The sequence below is a fragment of the Mesorhizobium sp. KR1-2 genome (genome assembly GCF_040045035.1).
In the GTDB taxonomy this organism is placed as follows: Bacteria; Pseudomonadota; Alphaproteobacteria; order Rhizobiales; family Rhizobiaceae; genus Pseudaminobacter.
Genome location: NZ_JBDZDS010000005.1, coordinates 64,371 through 78,888, shown reverse-complemented (window position 1 = coordinate 78,888; position 14,518 = coordinate 64,371). Strand labels below are relative to the sequence as shown.

Below are 14,518 nucleotides of genomic sequence, written 5' to 3'. Positions count from 1 at the left end.
TGAAGGCCCTGCACCCTGCAACCGCATTTCCAACGCCGGACAACTCAACATCTCGCGCAGGAAGTCGCACTCCGAAAATTGCGTTCAAATCGGATAGAGGCGGGCTGACGCCCAGCGCGTCGGGTCTTTGAGAAAAGTTTCCGCGCTTTTTTGATTTGAAAGCAAGGAACGGATCGTGTTGCCGGCGTCCTCGTGCGGAACTTGGACCTACTCATCATCCGTATCGAGGAGGCACCAATGCGTGAGCAAATCAAGTTCGCCTGGGGTGACAGTTCACTCGGGCATTTTCTTGTAGCCGTTTCGAAGGACGGCATCGTGACTTTCGAGTTCGGCGAGCACGGCGGCGCTATGTTGGATGCACTGCGCGCTGGTTGCCCGGACGCCGAGCTTGTCGAAAGCCAAGACGCTCTGGCAGCAGTGATCGCGAAACTGGCTGATGTCGTCGAGCAACCAGGCATCGACCCAGGATTGGCGCTGGATATGCGAGGCAGCGAGTATCAGCGCCAGGTCTGGACGCTGCTTCGCGAAATACCTGCTGGCGAGACGACCAGCTATGGCGCTTTGGCACAGACTGCGCCTATTTTATTCTCTGTTAGCCCGTAGCCGCGAGCGGTTGCGGGCGACCAAGGACGAGGGGGCCAATGTTCCCGACGAGCGGACTGGATGAAAGAACGCGTCGCGAGCGGCGTTGCGGACGAACGTTGAGGCAGGACCACATTGGCAGCCGTCATTACGCCGACAGGGACAAGGCGCTCGTCATGTCCTTCCTTTGCCAATTGGTAGCCGACGGACACGCCGAATGGACAGAGCTCGACAATGGCGATGTCGAGCTTCGATTCTATTCCGGGCAATGCTTCCTTCTCGCGCGCCACACGATTACGCGCCTCGCATAGTCGGCAAAATTGTTGCGGCAGCCTAGTCCTCCCTCTCCGGACTCCCGCACCCATACTCTGCATGCCGCCCGTTTTCGTCGAGGTCAGATATTTCGTCGATTTGAACGCAAGGACCGGAGTGAGCGAGGGGCGCGGCAGCCCTAGCTTCGGGGAAGAAACGCAACCCCGGAGACTTTCACATGAACCTCCACCACACACGGGCCAGGCGGGTTTCTGGCGAGGCCGCAGCGGCGCAGGCGCCGACGGCAAGAGACGAAGTGGTCTATGCCACCGGCGAGAGTACGCTTGGAAAGGTCCTGGTAGCACGCAGCCCCGTTGGGATTTGTGCGATCCTTATGGGCGACACCGAGGATGAGCTGGCCACCGATCTGGCCGCTCGCTTCCCGAACCGGGTGCTTGTCTCCAGCAGATCCAGGACGGGCGATGACCTGGGAAAGGTCCTTCGGTTCATCGACAAGCCGTCCACCGGGCTCGACCTGCAGTTCGACATGCGCCATGGGACAGCCTTCCAGCGCAGAGTGTGGGACGTGCTTCGTACGATTCCTTGCGGCGCAATCATCACCTACGCCGCACTCGCTCGCCGCATCGGGCAAGCTGAGGCAGTTCGGGCTGTTGCCAATGCGTGCGCCGCGAACGCGATTGCCCTCGGCATTCCATGTCATCGCGTCCTCAGGAGCGACGGAACGCTGTCGGGCTATCGGTGGGGCGTTGAACGGAAGCGCGCGCTTATCAATAAGGAAGCACTGTCATGAACTCGCTTGGAACCGCTGAGCTCAAATCCTTCAAGTCGCGGCAGGCTGAGGGCCGGATAAACGACTACGACTGGACGAAACTCGCGAACGACCTCAGCGCGTTTGGGTACGCCGTCATCGAAAGGCTGCTGTCTGCTGATGAATGCAGACAAATCTCTGCCCTTTATGCTGACGAAGGTCATTTTCGCAGCCATATTCACATGGCGCGTCACGGCTTCGGCAAAGGGGAGTATCGGTATTTCAAATATCCGTTGCCGGAGATTCTGGCAGGGCTAAGAACGGCCTTATATCCCAGACTCGCTGTCGTCGCGAATGACTGGAACGAGCGCCTGGGAATAACCGAGCGGTATCCGGCGGAACATTCCGCATTCCTGCAGCAATGCCATGCCGCTGGTCAGACGAGGCCCACTCCACTGTTGCTGCAGTATGTGCCGGGAGACTTCAACTGCCTCCATCAGGACCTTTATGGCGACCTTGCATTTCCCTTGCAGGTTGCGATCCTTCTCTCCGAGCCCGGACAGGATTTTACAGGCGGGGAGTTTGTCTTGACGGAGCAGCGTCCGCGCATGCAAAGCCGTGCCGAGGTCGTGCCACTGCGTCAAGGCGATGCCGTCGCATTCGCAGTCCACAACCGGCCCGTGCAGGGAACGAAAGGAACCTACCGCGTCAATCTACGACACGGGGTCAGCCGCCTACGCTCAGGAATGCGTCACACCGTCGGGATCATCTTCCACGACGCAAAATGAATCTTGCTCTTCAAATCGAAAATTTCCATGCGCCGCTGGTGTCTTCCGTCAATCGGAAGTCGCAAGCGGCGGGGCACTTCTGTTTTGGCGACAAGAACCGGAGTGCAGAAACTGGCACGCGAGTCATCCTTCTGAGTGTGCATATGGGCCAACCGGTCCATCCGCGGTGCAGGAGGCCGACCGATGTTTTCCCTACTTCGCTCTTTCCACGCAATCGCAGCTCGACGCGGAGACGGGCTGCTTCCCGCATTTCTAAACCTGCAGTCTCAAACAGGGACACTGCCAGTGCTCGTGCAAGCAAAGGACAATGCCATCCAGACGAGAGTCAAGGAACTCCGTGAACATCGGCGCGGCATAGAACCGGATGGGTACGATGCACCCCGAGAAGCTCGAGCGCCCGGCGATGTGAAATCCAGCTAGGTCGCCATCGCTGGTGCGGCTTGACAGATCCCACTTCGACGATGCGCCCCAGAGCAATTTGGACCCAGGCGGAAGCTTCGCTCCATTCTCGATCAGGACAACAACTGTCAACTGGCGCGCAAATTTGCCCCCTATTTGGAGTGCGCCCCTGGAGGTGGACACTGATCAGGCCCCTGTCATGCCGGTCTGCCGACCAAGGACTTGCCGACGTCATTCTCGCCCCGAGTCACCATCAGATGTGAATGAGCGAGCGCATGCGCGTTCCGATCTATGGACTGATCGAGCAATCGTCGATTCAGCCGTACTTGGATCAATTGACAGCATAGCCCCTGCGTTTTGTAGACACGGTTGGGGTTGCGTGATGCTATCTTGGCGCGTCAGCTCTAGGATTGAAAGCAATGCCTCTAAGCGTCCGATTTGTGGCGCGATGCCGCCCGGCAGCTTGGGGGCAGTGAGCGGACGGTCTGGTTTCTGGAGCTACACGGCTAAAGCGGCCGTTCTGGTGCCGACCCGTTGCGGTCATCCAAATCTTCGGGTGCGACGGCGTAAATTGACCCGGAGCCGACATCCCTGAACAGCATTGCTTGCCTAAAACCGACCTTGGCGCAACCAGCTTAGTGTCTCAGAGCGACCTTTTTTTCAACCAGATTGCTTGCCCGGAAGCCAATCTCGCGATCACGGCTCCGGCTCAAGTCGGACAAGTATGCGTGGCTTCAAAGCAAGGTAGTGGCGACTATCAGGCTCTGCGACGAACTTGACCCCGCGCTCGTCTCCTCGACAGAGGTTGATGAGCGGTAGGTGCAGAAGCAGCTTGGCCACGCCAACGCCGAGATGACCCGCAAATACCAGCGACGCACGAAACAGATTCCGCGTCAACCTGACCAAGGTGGCAGGGCTGTAGGGAAAGGCTCCCTCTCCCCAGATCAAGGCAACGGCTGCCAAGAAGAAGAAGGATCTGAGCTGCCCGATCGCGGTGCGAGCACCGGGGCGACAAGGGGAGCGTTGAACAGTTGCTTACCCTGTCAGGGGCGCTCAAGGGCGATGTTTCGGTCCAGCGCGGCGGCAAGACCCGTTAGCGACACGGTCAGCGTTACCTCCTGACTGGTGTCGGCTGCACTTGCCTTGAGGTTCAGCGTTGCGCCGGCCCGAAGGGCGGCGACGGCGTTGTTGTCGAAGCTCAGCGCCACAACACAACCGGCGGGCAGGCAGGTGCGGAAGCGTAATGGCGCCAGAGCCTGCCTGTCGTCGATCTGCAAGGTGACGCCGGCATCGAGCAGCAGGCCGAAGGGCAGGACGAGTGTGCCCGTCGCGGTGTCGCCGGCAGCAGCTTGCAGTTCGACCGCGAGCACGCGTTGTCCATCCGGCCGGACCTGCTGCTGGGAGACGGCGCACAGCTTTGCGCCGTTGACGATCTGGCAGGCGACACGCCAGTCCTGATAGGTCTCCTGCAATGAGGAGGCGCCACCCGGAAGGGGAGTCGCCTGCGCCAGGACCGGGACCGTGCGGAAAGCGGCACCTGCGATCAGCAGAGCGGCCAGACGGAGGCCGCGGTTGAGCGTCATGCTGTGAGAGGGTCCCATGCTCAGAACCTCACCGCGAGGTTTGCCTTGAAACCGTGATCCCGTGCGCCGGAGGCGAACTGGCCGATATAGGACAAGCCGAAGGTCGCGTCGGGCGTCAGCTCAAGGTCAAGCCCGGCCTCGATCACCGCACTGTTCCTGGCGAGCGGCACGCCGGCGATGGTGAAGGCGTCACCGGCCGAGAACGCCTGCGTGGCCGTCGGTGTGGTGTCGCCGAAGGCATGCCGCCAGCCGAGCATGCCGCGCACCGTGGCGTCAACCGTGCCGAGGCCAAGCTTGTGCTCGGCGCGCAGGCCCAGCGTGGTGAAGCTGACGTCGGTCGTAGCGCTGCGGCCGGAGAGCGCCGCCGCGCCACCATTTTCTGCAAAGCCATTGGTATGCAGGCTGACATGGACGAGGTTGGCGAAGGGCTCGAAGCGGACTGCTCCGGCCTCGATGCCATAGCCGAGTTCGCCAAAGGCCTGAAAGGTGCCGGCATGGTAGCCGACGCTGAGGCCATCGGCGATGCCGGGAATGGCGACAGAGCGGCAGGTGGAGAGATCGTTCCACGTATAGGCAAGGCCGCTCCTGAAGGCCAGATTGCCCCATTGCGTGCCGCCATAGAGACCGAGATGGTAATTGTCGCTCGATCCGGACGAGAAGCGGTTCTCTACGTCGAAGCGGGAATGGCTGTAGCCGGCCAGAAGACCAACCCGCCAGTCGCCAACCAGGCCATCGGTACCGATCAGCAGGCCGCCGGTGGAGCGCTTGAGGCTGGCGGCATTGCCGTCGCTGTCGATCGAGCCCCACGCGCCGAAGCCGTAGCTCCAGAACACCGGGCCGGCATGGTCGGCGGCGACCACCATGGGTGTGTCGCCCGGTCCGTAGGCCAGCACCGGCGCCTGCGACGCACCCGGCGCGGCGAAGGCGGCGCGCAGACGGTCGTCGATGGCGTTGCGCACGAAGCGGCTGTCCTCGATGAGCGCGGACTTGGCCGAGGCGTGGATTTCGCCCGAGAGCGCATCGAAACTCTGGCGCACGATGTCCGCATCGACGGTCAGCGCGATCGAGCGCCAGACGGCTTGGCTGTTGTCGAGCGTATCGATGGCGCCGCCAGTGGCGCTCTGGTTGCGGGTCCGGCCGACGCTGGCAAAGGCCAGATCGTTGCGCTGCAGTTCCAGCGTCACGTCATTGCCGTCGCCGCCGGCATAGTCGAGCAGGGCGTCCAGGAAGAGCAGGTTCTGGGTCACCGGGTCGACGAATGTTCCAACCACGGCGCCGGCGCTCTGCTTTTCGATAATGGTGAAGGGGCCGTTGAAGACGTTCCAGCTTGCCGCAGCCGTCGGAGACAGCACCAGGTCGAGGGCCGCACCGGTGATGTCGACCGATCCGGCAACGACGATCTTGTCGGCCGCGCTGGGTGTCGCCTCGATGCGCAGCGTACCGTGGCTGACGTAGTCACCAAGCACATGCTGGACTCCGATGGAGTTGCCCGGCGCATGCACCGCGCCCGCTTCGATGGTGACGATCGAGCCGGTCGAGCCGAGATTGCCGGTGCCACCGAGCAGGCCGCCCGACTGGATGGTGAGTGAGCCGCCAAGCGCGCCAATCCCATTCTGGCCAACGATCAGTTGCCCACCCATGACGGTGGTTGAGCCGGCAAAGGCTGAACTATCGCCCGTCAGCAGCACAGCACCCGACCCGGCCTTGGCGAGGCTGCCCGAGCCGGACAGCACGCCGGCATAGGCGCCACCGTTCGTCTGGTCGAACACGAGGGATGCGCCGCTTGCGATCGCCGCACTGCCGCCAAAGCGGTCGCTGGCCGAGACCAGCCCGCCGGCCTCGATGGTCCAGTTCAGCGACGATGTGCCAGCCAAGGTAAGAATGCCCACGCCGCGCTTGGTCATGGCGCCATTCGTGCCGCCATAGCCGGCTATGGCGCCGTCAAAGCTGGCATTGCCGGCCTGCTCGAAGATCACCGTTCCGGCATTGCCCAGATCGCCCCGGATCGCGGCCGCGTCGCCGATCAACGTGCCGGCCGCTACGGCTGTATTGCCGCCATAGCTGTTGGCGCCGCTCAGGACCAGCGCGCCTTCGCCCTGCTTGAGCAGCGCGCCCGTGCCGCCGATCGCGCCGGACAGGCCAAGGCTGGTGCCCGACGCCACATCGAACCTGCCGGCCGCATCGAGCGTGATCGCCCGGCTGCTGGCAAAGCTGGCTGTCGTGGCCAGTGTGCCGCCCGCAAAGGTCAACCCGCCACTCGCGGCGCCGAGATTGGCGTCGGCCGACACCGACAGTACGCCGCCCAGCAGGCTCGTGCCGCCGGTATGGGTGTTGGTTCCCGAAAGGATCAGCGTGCCGTTGCCGACCTTGCGCAGAATCGCGCCGGCACCGTCGCCAATCGTCGAGGCAATGGTGGTCGAGATGCCGTTGTCGACATTGAGCGTGCCGCCGCCGGCGACGCCGAGCGCCAGCGCGCCGTCCTGCACGACATAGCCGTTGGTCGAGAATTGCAGCGTGTCGAAGCTCTGGATGCCCGCGACGGTGACGGTCCCGCCCGCCGCGCCGGCGAAGACGCCAACCGAGCCGCCCCAGGTGCCGTTGATGTTGGCCTGCCCAGGCTGACCGGTCCAGTTGGTGCCAGCCGTGCTCCACGTGCCGGCGCCGCCGTCAACGACGCCGTTGCCGGTGCTGTCGCTTCCGTCCCAGAACTGCATGGTCTGGCCTGTCGCCAGCACCGGCAGGTTCACCTGGTTGGGAATGCCGTACTGGATATCGGGATTGTTCGGTGCCATCGGCACGAAGCCGCCGGTGCCCGTCACCGTGCCGCCGGAGAAGGTGCCCGAAACAGTGCCGCCATAGTTGAACAGCCGGTAGTAGCCGGCCGCCGCGACGTGCGCATCGAGCGTGCCGCCAAGCGCCAGGTCGCCGTTGACGACGACCAGGTCGTTGCCGGAAGCACCGGCCCCACCGACGCTGCCGGGGCTGTTCAGCTCGAACACCGAGGTCGAAGCGGCATTGAGCGTCAGGTCGTTGGCAAAGGTCAGCGTGCCGGGGCTGTTTCCGGCCGACAGCGTGCCGGCGATCGTGGTTGGGCCGAAGATCGTGCCCGAGCCGCCGAGCGTGCCGCCGGCGCCGACATTGACGGTTCCGCCGAGCGTGCCGTTGCCGGCCGCGTCGCCGACCAGCAACGTGCCGCCCGATACCGTCGTCGTCCCGGAAAAGCCGGAGCTGTCGCCGGTCAGCGTGGTCGTGCCGGCGTAATGGTCGAGGGCGGGGGTGCCGGTGCCAGCGCTGGTCAGGGCCGCCGCGAAGGTGGTGGCGCCGCTGTGGTTGAAGGTGAGTGTCCCGGTGCCCTTGTCGAACTGGATCTTCGTCGCCTCCAGTGTGCCAGCGGCGACGGCGGGGTCGCCCGCTGCCGCTTTCTGTCGGCTACCTCGGCACCGGCGCGCTGCCGTTGGCGTCCGTACCGGAGACCGTCACCGTACCGGTTGAGTTGGAGGTACTGCCGATATAGCCGTCCGTGTTCGTGACCTTGCCGCCGCCCTCGATGTTCAGCGTGCCGGTGCCGATGAAGCCGACAAAGAGCTCTCCGGAATTCGCCCAGGTCGAGGCGTTGCCGCTTGCGTCCGCTCCGGAGACCGTCACCGTGCCCGTCGAGTCGGCGTAGCGGCCGATATAGCCAGTCGTGTTGGTGACCTTGCCACCATCTGCGACGGTCAACGTGCCGGTGCCGGAGCCGCCGACATTGAGCGCGCCGGAATTCGTCCAGGTCGAGGCATTGCCGCCTGCGTCCGTGCCGGAGACCGTCACCGTGCCAGTCGAGCCGCCGTTCCAACCGACATAGCCGGTCGTATTTCTGACCTTGCCGCCATCCGCGACGGTCAGCGTGCCGGTGTCGTAGACGCCGACATAGAGGGAGTCGGAATTCGTCCAGGTCGAGGCGTTGCCGCTGGCGTCCGTGCCGGAGACCGTCACCGTGCCAGTCGAGCCGGCGTAGCGGCCGATATAGCCAATCGCGTTCGTGACCGAGCCACCATCCGCGATGGCTAGCGTGCCGGTGCCGCTGGCGCCGACAAAAAGCTCGCCGAAATTCGTCAAGGTCGAGGCGTTGCCGCTGGCGTCCGTGCCGGAGACCGTCACCGTGCCCGTCGAGTCGGCATAGCGGCCGACATAGCCATCCGTGTTGGTGACCTTGCCACCGTTCGCGATGGTCAGCGTGCCGGTGCCGTAGTTGCCGACAGAAAGGAACCCGGAATTCGCCCAGGTCGAGGCGTTGCCGCCTGCGTCCGTGCCGGAGACCGTCACCGTGCCGGTTGAGTTGGAGCCATAGCCGACATAGCCAACCGTGTTGGTGACCTTGCCACCATCCGCGACGGTCAGCGTGCCGGTGCCGAGGTAGCCGACATAGAGCGCGCCGGAATTCGTCCAGGTCGAGGCGTTGCCGCCTGCGTCCGTGCCGGAGACCGTCACCGTGCCAGTTGAGTTGGAGGGACTGCCGCCGATATAGCCGGTCGTATTGCTGACCTTGCCGCCATCCGCGATGGTCAGCGTGCCGGTGCCGTACTCGCCAACACGGAGGTCGCCACCGATGCTCCATGTCGGTGAAGTGGCTCCGGCCGGGGCCACGTCACCGGTGACCGTCACCGTTTGCGCCTGCGCCGGCTGGAACCCGGCGCTCGCCCAGAAAATAGCGGCCAGTGCTGGGGAGAAACACAAAGATCGGCGATGCCGGGCCGTTGCCCGGGCGCTTAACGCAAGCGTGAGAGCAACAGCCGAAACGCTTGCGTTAAGCACGCTGCGTGCAGCCTGCCGGCGGCCGGCCTCACATGGTCGATTCATATGCTTCCCCCCGGCCTGCGCAGGCGCCTGCGCCATGTCCCTCACCCAACCTTGGAGCATGGTCGCAAGTGATTTGTGATTGCCGTCCCAAGCAGCCATAACAAAACATTCTCGCGCCAATATTTGGCCGAGATGTTTTGACGTCGTTTTCTGAGATTTTATTTTCTTCCAAATGCCAGGAAATTTTATCCTGAGTCATGCAATATGACTATTGTTGGATATACTTTAGACATGAACTGACCGGGCGCCAGCCGATTGTGACAGAACCGGAGGAGCCGGCGCCACGCCAGGGTCTGCTCCGCCAACCCACCGGGAGAGCCATGCAATCCGTGCGCTATGCCGATCTGATGTTCCAGCCCGACATGCTCTCCGCAACGAAAGATGACGGAACGGTCCTGCGGCTGACCCGGCAGGAGCGGGCTCTGATCCTGCAATTGAGCCGCCAGCCACACAAACTGGTTACCCGACCGCAATTGCTGGAAGGCCTGGGCGACCTCGCTGGAGAGCTCAGCGAACGCAATGTCGACTATCTGATCAACCGCCTGCGCAAGCGGCTGGGAGACAATGCCCGCGCTCCTCGTTTCATCGCGACCCAGTATGGCGAGGGCTATCTGTGGGTCGCCGATGCGGTCGCGGCCGAAGCCGTCTCGGCCTTCCTGCTGATCGGTCCTGCTTATGGTCTCGCACAGGACACGGGCCAGCTCCGGTTGATCGTCGAGAGCCTCGCGAAGCATCTTGGATCTGCGCTTGGGGAAGAGCGTAAGGTCCTATGCATGCCGCAGTGGCGGTTCGAGCAAGACGCGGTAGGCACCGTTGCCCATAGTCTGGAAGTGAGCCTGCTGGCCGACGGCGGGCACGTTCATATGGCGCTGGTTCTCAGGGATGGCCGAACCAACATGTTGATTGCGCCCTTCCGGATCACCTTACCAGGTCCGTCACATAGCGCGGATCTGGAAGCCTTCTCTCAATCACTGGTCCAGTCGATCTGGACCCATGCGGCCTTGCCTGACGGCGAGCCCCCGGAGCCGACCGACCGGCCATTGCATTTGCGCTTGCACGACGCGGCCCGACTGGTCTCGCCTGGTTCCGAAAGCTGGCACCAGAATGCGCCAAGACTTGAAGCGGCGCACGCAGCCAATCCCGATGATCCCACCATTGCCGTTCTGCGCGCGCTCAACCGCTATGCACAATTGGTCTTGGCGCCGCTCATGCCGGGTACACCGCCCCTCACGGATGCCGAATGGCTGGCCATCGAGGATGAGATCGAACGGCTGGCGCTGGGAGCGCTGCCGAAAGCCGGGGGCAAGCCCATGTTGCTCATGGGAATCGCAAAAGTGCTGCGCTTCCTCGGCCGAGGCCATCTGCAACTGGCGTGCGGGCTCACCGACGAAGCCTTCCGGACAAGCACCGCCTTTGCTGCGGCCTTTGCCATGAAGGGGCAAATCCACGCCAGCCAGGGCGATATCGAGCGCGCGATCGAGCTCTACGACAGGGCAATCGAGCTGAGCAAGGCCGGATCGCAGTTCCACATCTATCTTCTGGTCATCAAGGGGACCGCTTTGCTTGCCGCAGGTCGTCGCGGCGATATCGCCCAACTGACGGCCGAGCTTCATACGCTTGACCCGGCCAGCCGGCTCAGGGTCGGCCTGTTCTTCCTGTCACCCAAGGCCCGCCTTGTCCCGGCGGTGCTCAAGCCGGTTCTGGCTGCTGTGACGATGGCCCACGGGCAACGCATGCTCATGTACCTGTACAGGGTCTCTGCACGCCAGTTTGAGCGCCGGCACCACCAGAAGAACGTGTTGCTGGGACTGTCTGTTCATCTCGTCAACATGCATGGCGAGCGTGTAATCCCGCCAGAACTGAAAAGTCGCTTCCCGGATCTGGCTGTCAGACAAGGCAATGCACCAAAGTAGCAGCATTCGTTTGAGATGACCTAAACGCGATCCGAGTCCACTCGGTGATTTCGAACTGGTCCTCCTCTGAATAGCGATCCCGCGGTCGCGCACGTCTCCGGAGAGCCTCGCCGCCCGCGTTGACGAAGCGTGGTGTTTCCCAAGGGGACGTCTATCAAATGATGACTTACGGAGAGCTCTACCGGTGCGGAACGCTGACCCTGCTCTATCCACGCCACGCCGGACTAGCGACGAGCGAAGGCGTTCAGGCTGATCATCGGGTCCCTGGCGGTGCCAGACGGCTGAGAATGGCGACCATCGACATCTCTACGGTGGCTGGAATCGACGAGCGCCTAGCGGCGATTGCTGGCACGCACCCTGACAAGCCCCCCGCACGGGGCATTATCGCGCACTAGCATCAGGCGATAGAAAGATCCACGTTCGGGATCGCCACACAAGCGTCTCGTCTGGCGCGTTGTTTCGATGACTGTATGGGGGTCGGAATCGGACCGTCGGCTTTCGGGGTAAACTCAGAAAAATCAGACATTCTGCGTTAGCCGGTTTGGCCGACGCCAACCCCGTCGCTTCGCCAACCGAACGCCGTGTGAAACTCCGCCCACTTTCGCACCGAAATGGCCAGAAGCAGAGCGCGGGTAATGCACCGCTTGCAGGATCAAGGGCTTGTTCGGCTTGGGCTTGGTGCCTAGTAAGGGCCTCGGCTCAGCCCTGCGGGAGAGCAGCATGGCTGATGAAATTAGTCGCGACTATCGCGTCGTCTTCGCGCGGCGCCCTATCGGTGGGCAGGAACCCGGCGGCCATGGGCTCGTTTCGCGTTTCCGTCAATTGATCGAGAGAGCCGCGACCAGATTCTGCTCCAGATCCGCGTCCTCATGCCTGGTGGCAGCGAGGCCTTTTTCTCGAAATCGCGGCGGCAACCGTCATACGCGTGTTAAGTAACGTTCTTATGCCTGCGCTCGGCGAAGGGTGCTGCGTCACCATTTGCACAGCTGTGCAAGGCATAAAGATGAGCGAAGATGGTTTTTTGTGCGTTACGAATCTGTCGGCTGGCTATGCCGCCACGGCGGTCCTTAACGGGCTGGACCTGACGATCCGGAGAGGCGAGTTCGTCGCCCTCCTGGGCTCGTCCGGCTGCGGCAAGACCACGTTGCTGAGGGCGATTGCTGGCTTCGTCCAGCCGAGCGGCGGCGCCATTAGCGTGGCCGGCCGGAACGTGACGAACCTGCCGCCGGACCGGCGCGGCATGGCGCTGGTGTTCCAGTCCTATGCGCTGTGGCCACACATGACGGTTGCGCAGAACATCGGCTATGGGCTCAAGCTCAAGCGCCAGCCGCGCGCGGAGATCGAGCGCCGCGTCGCCGAGATGGAAGCGCTGCTCGGCCTCTCCGGTCTCGGCGCGCGCAAGCCGGGCGAACTGTCCGGCGGCCAGCGCCAGCGCGTGGCGCTTGGGCGGGCGCTGGCGATCGATCCGCAGATCCTGCTGCTCGACGAGCCGCTGTCCAATCTCGATGCCCGCATCCGGCTGCAGGTGCGCCACGAGATCCGCGCGCTGCAACAGCGCCTCGGCATCACCGCCGTCCATGTCACGCACGACCGGGAGGAGGCCATGGTGATGGCCGACCGCATCGTCATCATGAATGGCGGTCGCATTGCCCAGCAGGGCACGCCCGAGGACGTTTACAACCGTCCGGCCTCTTCCTTCGTGGCCGCCTTCATGGGCGCGGAAAACAGGCTGGTCCTGACCGGCCACGCAGAAGCCTCCCGCTTCGAGATCGTGCCCGGAAACGGCAATGCGGGCTGCGTGGTGCCGCTCGACGGCCGCCCGCTGGCCAGCGGCACGGTGGAAGCGCGCTTCCGGGCCGAGGCAGCCCAGCTGCTGACCGGCAAATCCACGGAAAGCCTGCCGCCCTCCAATCTCGAACTTGAAGGGCGGGTCGGCAATGTCAGCTATCCCGGCGGCTTGTGGCGGCATTCGGTTCGCGTCGGTGACGCCGAGATCCTGGTCGACGCACCATGCGCCTTTGCGCCCGGCGAGACCGTGAAGGTCCGTATCCCGCACGAGGCTCTTTTCTTGTTCACGACGCGGGAGGCTGCGCCCTCCCCCGCCAACCCTTCCCGGAGCGGCATCCAAAACCGCGCCTTGGAAACATCCGAAGCCTGACCCTCTTCAACCGGAGATCCCTACCCATGAAGACTTTCCTGCAAGCGACGGCGCTGGCGCTCGTCCTCGGCACGGTGCCTGCCACCGCCGCCGAACTGACGGTGGTGACCGCAGGCGACCAGAACATGGTCGACTACATCAACGAATATCTCGGGCCGTTGTTCGAGAAGGAATATCCCGGCAACACCGTCCGCGCCGTCGGCACGGGCCCGGGCGATGCCGGTTCCCAGAAGATCACCGAGCGCTTCGAAGCGCAGGCCAAGGCCGGCTCCGAGAAGTGGGACACGGACGTGGCCGTGGTGCATGAGAAGTTCGCCGGCCCAATGGTCCAGGCCGGTTACCTCGAGGCCTATCGCCCGAACATCGAGACCGGCAAGCTGGTGACGCGCGCCAATGCCGATATGGCCCTTGGCACCAATGTCAGCGGCTATGTCATGCCGATGTTCAACAGCCAGACCGCGCTCGCCTACAACCCGGCTCTCGTCGCCAACCCGCCGAAGAGCTACGAGGAACTGGTCGCCTGGGCCAAGGAGCACCCCAAGCAGTTCGGCTACAACGGCATCAAGGGCGGCGCCTCGGGCGTCAGCTTCGTCATGGGCTGGATTTACGCCTTCGGCGGCAGCGATGCGAACAAGCTGATGAACGGTCCCTTCGAAGAGGCCGAGACCAAGAAGTGGGACGGCGCCTTCGCCAGCCTGAAGGATTTTACCCAGAACGCGACGCTCACCCCCGGCAATGCCGGCACGCTAGACCTTCTGAGCCGCGGCGAAATCGCCATCGGCCCGGTGTGGGTGGACATGTTCTATTCCTGGCAGGCTGACGGCCGCATGCCGCCGGAAATCAAGCTCGTGCTGCCGGCCCCCGGCATGCCCGGCCAGCCGATGCACTATGTGATCCCGGCCAAGGCCGCCAACAAGGATCTCGCCGAGAAGTTCGTGGCGCTCGCCACCAGCCCGAAGGTGCAGGGCGAAGGCATCGTCAAGCGCTTCAACTGGTATCCGGGCATCGACGCCAAGTACGTCCAGCCCGAGCTCGACGAAGCATCCTGGAACAAGCTCTTCACCGACATCTCGCCGGAAGACCTGGCGACGAACGGCAAGACCTTCCCGATCGCGCCCTACAACAACGCGATCCTGGAAGCCTACGAACGCCAGGCCGCCAACTAAGGCTGAGCCTCACATTTCCCGGCCCGGCTCCTCGTCTGAGGCGCCGGGCCTACCCTCTATCAGGTTCCC

General features: G+C 63.5%; 10 protein-coding genes and 1 pseudogene. 8 read left to right on the top strand and 3 right to left on the bottom strand.

Annotated features, from left to right (window positions below; translation table 11 throughout):
- Positions 1 to 237: 237 nt before the first annotated feature.
- The 4 genes and pseudogenes from ABLE85_RS12015 to ABLE85_RS12000 form a co-directional block, all read left to right on the top strand.
- Complete coding sequence (locus ABLE85_RS12015; protein ID WP_348792965.1) at positions 238 to 603, top strand: MGMT family protein; 366 nt, start codon at positions 238 to 240, stop codon at positions 601 to 603.
- Positions 604 to 1,072: 469 nt separating this feature from the next.
- Positions 1,073 to 1,645 carry a methylated-DNA--[protein]-cysteine S-methyltransferase gene (locus tag ABLE85_RS12010; protein ID WP_348792964.1) on the top strand — a complete coding sequence of 191 codons (573 nt, stop codon included), beginning with the start codon at positions 1,073 to 1,075 and terminating at the stop codon, positions 1,643 to 1,645.
- Positions 1,642 to 2,391: a 2OG-Fe(II) oxygenase gene (locus ABLE85_RS12005; RefSeq protein WP_348792963.1), complete on the top strand. Its 750-nt coding sequence runs from the start codon at positions 1,642 to 1,644 to the stop codon at positions 2,389 to 2,391. The genes ABLE85_RS12010 and ABLE85_RS12005 overlap by 4 nt, the downstream gene beginning before the upstream one ends.
- Before the next feature lie 1,185 nt (positions 2,392 to 3,576).
- Positions 3,577 to 3,712: pseudogene (locus ABLE85_RS12000) on the top strand (integrase); the annotation flags it as partial.
- A gap of 121 nt (positions 3,713 to 3,833) precedes the next feature.
- On the opposite strand, the gene ABLE85_RS11995 reads toward ABLE85_RS12000, so the two are convergent.
- The 3 genes from ABLE85_RS11995 to ABLE85_RS11985 form a co-directional block, all read right to left on the bottom strand.
- Complete coding sequence (locus ABLE85_RS11995; protein WP_348792962.1) at positions 3,834 to 4,373, bottom strand: invasion associated locus B family protein; 540 nt, start codon at positions 4,371 to 4,373, stop codon at positions 3,834 to 3,836.
- A gap of 20 nt (positions 4,374 to 4,393) precedes the next feature.
- Positions 4,394 to 7,561 (bottom strand): autotransporter domain-containing protein, encoded by a 3,168-nt coding sequence (locus ABLE85_RS11990; RefSeq protein WP_348792961.1) that lies wholly within the window; start codon positions 7,559 to 7,561, stop codon positions 4,394 to 4,396.
- A 241-nt stretch (positions 7,562 to 7,802) separates the two neighbouring features.
- On the bottom strand, positions 7,803 to 9,017 hold the full coding sequence (locus tag ABLE85_RS11985) for a hypothetical protein (protein WP_348792960.1): 1,215 nt from the start codon (positions 9,015 to 9,017) through the stop codon (positions 7,803 to 7,805).
- A gap of 515 nt (positions 9,018 to 9,532) precedes the next feature.
- Here ABLE85_RS11985 and ABLE85_RS11980 point away from each other — a divergent pair.
- The 4 genes from ABLE85_RS11980 to ABLE85_RS11965 all read left to right on the top strand — a co-directional run bounded on the left by ABLE85_RS11980 (position 9,533) and on the right by ABLE85_RS11965 (position 14,449).
- A complete protein-coding gene (locus tag ABLE85_RS11980) occupies positions 9,533 to 11,125 on the top strand; it encodes a winged helix-turn-helix domain-containing protein (protein ID WP_348792959.1) in 1,593 nt (530 codons plus the stop codon).
- 119 nt (positions 11,126 to 11,244) lie between these two features.
- On the top strand, positions 11,245 to 11,520 hold the full coding sequence (locus ABLE85_RS11975; RefSeq protein ID WP_348792958.1) for a hypothetical protein: 276 nt from the start codon (positions 11,245 to 11,247) through the stop codon (positions 11,518 to 11,520).
- Between the two features lie 608 nt (positions 11,521 to 12,128).
- Positions 12,129 to 13,283 (top strand): ABC transporter ATP-binding protein, encoded by a 1,155-nt coding sequence (locus tag ABLE85_RS11970; RefSeq protein ID WP_348792957.1) that lies wholly within the window; start codon positions 12,129 to 12,131, stop codon positions 13,281 to 13,283.
- Between the two features lie 26 nt (positions 13,284 to 13,309).
- Positions 13,310 to 14,449, top strand: coding sequence for an extracellular solute-binding protein (locus ABLE85_RS11965; RefSeq protein WP_348792956.1), 1,140 nt, complete (start codon positions 13,310 to 13,312; stop codon positions 14,447 to 14,449).
- The last annotated feature ends 69 nt before the right edge of the window (positions 14,450 to 14,518 follow it).

What these genes read in the sequence shown, in the direction of transcription:
- ABLE85_RS12005 (WP_348792963.1), top strand. Translation starts at nt 1,642, where the DNA reads ATGAACTCGCTTGGAACCGCTGAGCTCAAATCCTTCAAGTCGCGGCAG.
- ABLE85_RS11970 (WP_348792957.1), top strand. Translation starts at nt 12,129, where the DNA reads ATGAGCGAAGATGGTTTTTTGTGCGTTACGAATCTGTCGGCTGGCTAT.
- ABLE85_RS11995 (WP_348792962.1), bottom strand. Translation starts at nt 4,373, where the DNA reads ATGACGCTCAACCGCGGCCTCCGTCTGGCCGCTCTGCTGATCGCAGGT.
- ABLE85_RS11965 (WP_348792956.1), top strand. Translation starts at nt 13,310, where the DNA reads ATGAAGACTTTCCTGCAAGCGACGGCGCTGGCGCTCGTCCTCGGCACG.
- ABLE85_RS11980 (WP_348792959.1), top strand. Translation starts at nt 9,533, where the DNA reads ATGCAATCCGTGCGCTATGCCGATCTGATGTTCCAGCCCGACATGCTC.
- ABLE85_RS12010 (WP_348792964.1), top strand. Translation starts at nt 1,073, where the DNA reads ATGAACCTCCACCACACACGGGCCAGGCGGGTTTCTGGCGAGGCCGCA.
- ABLE85_RS12015 (WP_348792965.1), top strand. Translation starts at nt 238, where the DNA reads ATGCGTGAGCAAATCAAGTTCGCCTGGGGTGACAGTTCACTCGGGCAT.